This window comes from Actinomyces bouchesdurhonensis, assembly GCF_900128465.1.
Classification (GTDB): Bacteria; Actinomycetota; Actinomycetes; order Actinomycetales; family Actinomycetaceae; genus Pauljensenia; species Pauljensenia bouchesdurhonensis.
The window spans coordinates 384915-391066 of the sequence record NZ_LT635869.1 but is presented as its reverse complement, the minus strand read 5'-3'; the positions used below and the strand labels follow the sequence as shown (position 1 = coordinate 391066).

At 65.5% G+C, this 6152-nt stretch carries 4 protein-coding genes, 1 tRNA gene and 2 pseudogenes; 3 read left to right on the top strand and 4 right to left on the bottom strand.

The genetic code is table 11. The features are described 5' to 3' along the window. Positions 1 to 57 precede the first annotated feature (57 nt). On the bottom strand, positions 58 to 1413 hold the full coding sequence (gene dnaB / locus BQ7477_RS10175; protein ID WP_073983788.1) for a replicative DNA helicase: 1356 nt from the start codon (positions 1411 to 1413) through the stop codon (positions 58 to 60). Positions 1414 to 1753: 340 nt separating this feature from the next. On the opposite strand from dnaB, the gene BQ7477_RS10170 reads away from it, so the two are divergent. The 3 genes and pseudogenes from BQ7477_RS10170 to BQ7477_RS10160 form a co-directional block, all read left to right on the top strand. Continuing rightward, on the top strand, positions 1754 to 3127 hold the full coding sequence (locus tag BQ7477_RS10170) for an MATE family efflux transporter (protein WP_073983787.1): 1374 nt from the start codon (positions 1754 to 1756) through the stop codon (positions 3125 to 3127). Between the two features lie 321 nt (positions 3128 to 3448). Further along, positions 3449 to 3739, top strand: coding sequence for a 30S ribosomal protein S6 (gene rpsF, locus BQ7477_RS10165; protein ID WP_009058013.1), 291 nt, complete (start codon positions 3449 to 3451; stop codon positions 3737 to 3739). A gap of 32 nt (positions 3740 to 3771) precedes the next feature. Then, positions 3772 to 4212: pseudogene (locus BQ7477_RS10160) on the top strand (single-stranded DNA-binding protein); the annotation flags it as partial. Positions 4213 to 4258: 46 nt separating this feature from the next. On the opposite strand, the gene BQ7477_RS10155 reads toward BQ7477_RS10160, so the two are convergent. From BQ7477_RS10155 to BQ7477_RS13150, 3 genes and pseudogenes are all read right to left on the bottom strand, one after another. Then, positions 4259 to 4342, bottom strand: a tRNA-Leu gene (locus tag BQ7477_RS10155). A 124-nt stretch (positions 4343 to 4466) separates the two neighbouring features. Further along, entirely contained in the window at positions 4467 to 4886 is a 420-nt protein-coding gene (locus BQ7477_RS13155) for an IS1/IS1595 family N-terminal zinc-binding domain-containing protein (protein WP_420884443.1), read from the bottom strand. A gap of 185 nt (positions 4887 to 5071) precedes the next feature. Next, positions 5072 to 6072: pseudogene (locus BQ7477_RS13150) on the bottom strand (DUF2232 domain-containing protein); the annotation flags it as partial. Between the last annotated feature and the right edge of the window lie 80 nt (positions 6073 to 6152).

The window sequence follows — 6152 nt, the reverse complement described above, 5'->3', positions numbered from 1 at the left end:
GGGCGGGCAAGCCCCGCGGCGGTCGGAGATCAGGCGGGCGGCCGGGCAAACAGCCCCTTACTCTCCGCCGCCGCCGGGCTCGGGGCGTCCCGTGTAGTTGACGAAGCGCGCCATGTCGCCTTGGAAGAGAGCGGTGACGGTCGCGGTCGCGCCCGCGCGGTGCTTGGCGACGATGATGTCGGCCTCGCCGGGGCGATCTTCCTTGTCGTAGTAGTCGGGGCGGTGCAGCAGAATGATGATGTCCGCGTCCTGTTCGAGCGAGCCGGACTCGCGCAGGTCGCTCATCATGGGCTTGCGGTCGGTGCGGCCCTCGGAGTTACGGTTCAGCTGCGCGACGGCGATGACGGGGATGTCGAGGTCCTTGGCCAGGAGCTTCAAGTTTCGCGACATCGCGGAGACTTCCTGCTGACGGGATTCGACCTGGCGGCCACTCGTCATGAGCTGGAGGTAGTCGATGACGACCAGGCCCAGGTTTTCCTGCTGTTTCAGGCGGCGGCACTTGGAGCGGATCTCGGAGATCGTGATGTTCGCGGAGTCGTCGACGTACAGGGGCGCAGCGCTCATGCGCGAGGAGGTTTCGGCGACCTTTTGCCATTCGTTGCTGTTCATTTTGCCGGCCTGCATCTTGGACAGACGCACCCCGGACTCGGCGGACAGCAGGCGCATCGCGATTTCCTGTGTGCTCATTTCCAGCGAAAAAATGAGGGAGGTGACGCCGTGTCTCATGGACGCTGAGCGGCAAAAGTCCAGGGCGAGAGTAGATTTGCCCATGGCGGGACGCGCGGCGACGATGATCATCTGGCCGCCGTGTAGGCCCTGGGTCAGCTCATCCAGGTCGGTGAAGCCGGTAGGGACGCCGTTGAGTTTGCCCTGGTTCTTTTCAATGTCTTCGAGGGCGATGAGAATATCCGTGCTCATCTTGTCCATGGACACGTAGTCGCTGGTTTCGCGCCCGTCAGAGACGGCGTAGACCTCGGCTTGGGCCTGGTCGACGATCTCGTCGACGTCGCCGCCGGCGTCCGCGTAGCCGAGCTGAACGACGCGTGTGCCCGCGGCGACGAGACGACGCATGATGGCGCGCTCGCGCACGATGCGCGCATAGTAGGTGGCGTTGGCGGCGGTGGGCACGGAGGCGATGAGGCTGTGCAGGTAGGCGGCGCCACCCACTTTGGACAGGGCGCCCGCGCGCTTGAGTTCGCCGGCGACGGTGATGGCGTCGGCGGGTTCAGCGCGACCGTTGAGTTCAATGATCGTGTCGAAGATGGTTTCGTGCCTGGGCTGGTAAAAGTCCTCTCCGCGCAGCATTTCTGACACTGCGTTGGCGGCTTCACTTGTCAGCATCATCGAGCCGAGGACGCTCATTTCCGCGTCAATGTCCTGCGGGGGGACGCGGTCGAACTGATCGTCGGGCATCGTGATCCTTTCGGGTTTGCGGGCGGGTGGGGCCGAGGCTGGGGTCCCTCACGCGGGTCCGCGCAGCATGCGGACTTTGTGGATAGGGAGCCGTCAGGCGAAGACTAACGCGTTGCATGAGTTCGCGCGACCGCCACTGTGCACGAACATGTGCACATATTGTGGATAACCTGTGCACAACGCCGAATCCGCCTGTGTACAGGGCGAAATGACCGCCCTGTCAGGGCAGATATGCTCATCACAGTCACATCATTGTCATTCATTGAGCCACCTACAATTTCCGTGTGCACCGCTTTCCACAGGCCTGTGCACATGTTGTGGACAAACAGAGGAGCGTGTTATGAGCAGCAATCGCGAGTGGGCGGAGCAGACCTCGCCATCCTCCGATGAGGGAACCAAGGCCTCGTCAATGCCGACGATCACGACGAAGAAAATCCTCTCCCTGGCCCTACCGTCCTTGGGTGCGCTCATCGCTGAACCGCTCTTCACCGTCATCGACTCCACGATGGTCGGACACCTGGGCACCCCGCAGCTGGCAGGCCTGGGTATCGCCGCGACCGTCCTAAACACGGCGGTTGGTTTGTTCATCTTCCTGGCCTACTCGACTACCTCGCTGGCGGGACGCCACCTCGGGGCAGGCCGACGCGACCTCGCGCTGCGTTCCGGGGTCGAGGCCATGTGGCTCGCTGGCGGGTTCGGCGTCGTCGCCGCGGTCCTCCTGGCCCTCTTCGCTTCTCCCCTGCTCTCCTGGCTGGGGACCGACGCCACCACCTTGCCACACGCCCTGGCATACCTGCGCGCCTCCGCGCCCGGCCTGGTCGGCATGTTCGTGGTCCTGGCAGCCACCGGCACGCTGCGCGGACTCCAAGACACGCGCACCCCGCTGGTCGCCGCGTCCGCGGGCGCCGCCTTCAACGCAGTAGCCAACTGGACGCTCATGTATCCGCTCGGACTCGGGGTCGCCGGCTCTGGCTTAGGCACCGCTATCACGCAGACGCTGATGGCTGTCTTCCTCGCGTGGATCATCGTGCGCGCCGCCCGACGCCAGGGGGTGAGCCTGCGTCCCTCCACCTCCGGTCTCGTTGGCGCTGCAGTCGAAGGTACTCCCCTCCTCGTGCGTACCCTCGCCCTGCGCGTCGCACTCCTCGCAACCCTGAGCGCCGTCACCGCGATCTCCACCCAGGCCCTCGCCGCCCACCAGATCGTGTGGACCCTGTGGAGCTTCGCCGCCTACGTCCTCGACGCCCTCGCGATCGCCGCTCAAGCCCTCGCCGGGTTCGCGTCGGGCACCGGCCAGCGCGGCGCGATCCAGCCCATCCTACGCACCCTGTCGCGGTGGGGCGTTAGCTTCGGCGTCGCCGTCGGCGTCGTCCTGGCCTTTGCCGCACCGTGGATCACGCTCATCTTTACGAACGACCAAACCGTCATTGACTATGCGACCGTCGCCATCATTGTCAGCGCTGTTTTCCAGCCCGTCGCCGGCTACGTCTTTCTCCTGGACGGGATCCTCATCGGGGCCGGCCGCGGACGTTACCTCGCTGGCGTGTCCGTCCTCAACCTTGTTGTCTACGCGCCCCTCCTGTGGCTGATCGCCCACTCCGCCACGCTCGCGTCCACCCCATCCCTGGCCCTCGCCCTCGTGTGGCTCGCCTACTCGGCCGTCTACACGGGTATGCGGGCACTCACAAACGGGTACGGGGCTCGCTCACTCTAACGCCACTCACGAGGCTGAGACAAAGTTCTCGCCCCACGCCAGTTTCCGCGTTACCTGCCCGCGTGCGCGTGGCCAGCCCAGGCCTCGTCCCCAAACGACGCTGCACCAGCGTCAGAGTTGCCGCGTTACCGGCCCCGGCCTCGTCCCCGCGTACCCCACCGTGACCGGAAATTCCCTGGCGGACACGCCCCCACCCGTGTAAACTGAGCAGCTGGATTGTCCGCACCCGTGGGCGGTCCAGCAGGCCCCCAAGGCCTTACGCAACGCCCTCCTGTCACGGACCGTCCGTGACCGCAAAGACCATAGGAGGTGGGAACCAACGTGCGTAACTACGAACTGATGGTGATCCTCGATCCTTCGATCGACGAGCGCACCGTCGCCCCCACGATGGAGAAGTACCTGGCGCCCGTGGCTGCCAACGGCGGCTCCGTCGAGAACGTTGACATCTGGGGCAAGCGCCGCCTTGCCTACGACATCCTCAAGCGTTCTGAGGGCATCTACGTCGTCATCGACATGACCACGACCCCCGAGGTCGCTCTCGAGATCAACCGCCGCATGGGCATCGACGAGACCATTCTCCGCACGAAGCTCCTGCGCCCCGACGCTCACTGAGCCGACACCACCCCTAAGCCCGAGGAGCCGACATGGCCGGAGATACCGTCATCACAATCATCGGTAACCTGACCGCTGACCCCGAGCTGCGTTGGACGCAGTCCGGTGCCGCGGTCGCCGATTTCACGGTGGCCTCCACCCCACGAACCTACGACCGTAACGCCGGCGAGTGGCGCGACGGCGACACTCTCTTCATGCGCTGCTCCGTGTGGCGCGACACCGCCGAGAACGTCGCCGAGTCGCTGCGCAAGGGTATGCGCGTCATCGTTCAGGGTCGCCTCACCCAGCGCTCGTACGACACCCAGCAGGGTGAACGTCGCACGGTTGTTGAGCTGCAGGTCGACGAGGTTGGCCCCTCCCTGCGTCGCGCACGCGCGCAGGTCACCCGCACCACCCCCAGCGGTGGTGGCGGCTACCAGTCCGACAACCGCGGCCAGCAGCAGGGCGGCTACCAGCAGGCAGCCCCCCAGGGCGGNGAAAACAAAAACCGCAGATCCCGAAGGATCTGCGGTTTCATCGTGCGCGAGGGGGGAGTTGAACCCCCACTCCATCACTGGAACACGGACCTGAACCGTGCGCGTCTGCCTATTCCGCCACTCGCGCGTACCCAGAAAGAATAGGGGCTTGCCCACCCCCGCGTCAAATCAGCACAACATGACCCAGGACACACATTCGTCCGCATGAGCCACTAAATCCAGTTACTGCAACAAAAAATGCGACTCGCAGGCTACGACATCAACCGGCACGCAACGACGCCAGCGACCCCCAACAAGGTCGCTGCGATGACGCAGACGTCGACCCAACCGAGCCGCACGCGTCCGCCGTCCAGGCGCCCACCGTCGACCGAGATCGCCCCGCGCATCGACATGGCACGCCCCGTCTCGGCTGCTCCGCGAGAGGTGGCGGACAGAATCGCGGTGATAACGTCGACGCTCANGTCAATTTCGTTCAGCGTCGTAATTTTGCAGGGTTTACACCGCCAGCGCTGACGACCTGACGAAGTCCTACCGTGACGGATCATGGGACAGCCACACACAGGGCACAATGCAGTATTCACAAGAACGAGGCAAACACGACCAACTAAAAAAGTGACTTTCCCGCGCAACAAAGCCGAAAAGTCACCCTTCCAGCAACACGATCTGTCCATCCTCATAGTTGGTCCCAACCAACTAAAACACCGACTTTCCCGCACCAGAAAGCCAAAAAGTCACCCTTCCAGCAACACGTAGTGTCCTATAACCCCAGTTGNAGAGTCGTCTTGCCCGATCCGTTGTCCCCGGTAATGAGCATCGCCTGGCCGGGATCGAGGATGAGGCTGACGTCGCGCAGGACCGGCTTCTCCCAGGGGGTACCCAGATCGTAGGTGTGTGCGACGCGGTCCGCCCAGAGGTGTTCGGTGTTGATGAGGCTGGGGGAGCCCCAGATGCGCTCACCCTCGGCATTGAGGGACGAGGCGGGGGGCGCGTCGCCAGTCGCGCCCCCCTGTCGTGCTGTGTCCCCGTGGGTTTCCCGGGATGTTTCCGGCTGGGCGGGGCTGGCCTTGGCCTGGTCGATGGAGGTGAGCGAGGCGGTAGCCCCGGTGCGCGTGTCTGAGAGGATGCGGCCGCTACGAATCGTGATGACGCGGTCGGCGCGCGCGCTTTCGGCGGGGTCGTGCGTGATGTGGACGACGGCGATGCCGCGCGCGGGCAGGGAGGCGAGCAGGTCGAGGATTTCGGCGCGCCCGTCTCGGTCGATCATGGCGGTGGATTCGTCGGAGATGAGCAGGCGCGGGGAGCGAGCGAGCGCGCCCGCGAGCGCGAGGCGCTGGAGCNNNNCCACTGGCCGAGCCGATGCCCCGCGTCGACGAAGCCGCCGGAGTGGGGGATGTGTGCGATGAGGTTGAGGAGGCCGTCGAGGCTCTTGCGGATGCTTTCGAGGCCGAGGGTACGCAGGTCGGACAGGACGAGGAAGGCGACGCCCGTGCCCACTCCCCAGACGACGCCGAGGCCGGCGGCGACTGCGCTCACGGCCGCCCAGGAGGCGCGTTTCTTGTGGAGGTGTCCGATGACGAGGCCGATGAGGGCGGCTTGGAAGGAGCGCCCGGCGGTGGCGAATCCGCCGACGGCGATGGCGAGTAGGACGGTGGAGGCGAAGGCGGCGACGGAGGCGCGGGGGCGCAGCTTGAGGGAGGCCATGGCGAGGGGGACGGCCGTGGCGACTTGGAAGAGGAGCTGGAAGACGGGGGTGACGGCGGCGATGAGACCGAAGGTGACGGCCAGGCCGGAGAGCGCGCCGGCGGTCGCCACCTCGACGGGGGTGAGGCGGCGGGCATCGCGCGCGGATGAGCTCATGCGTCTAGTCTCCCAGGCCACACCCACATCTGCGACCGCCGGGCCGGGATCATCCACGACACAGCAGCTGGTAGCGCCAC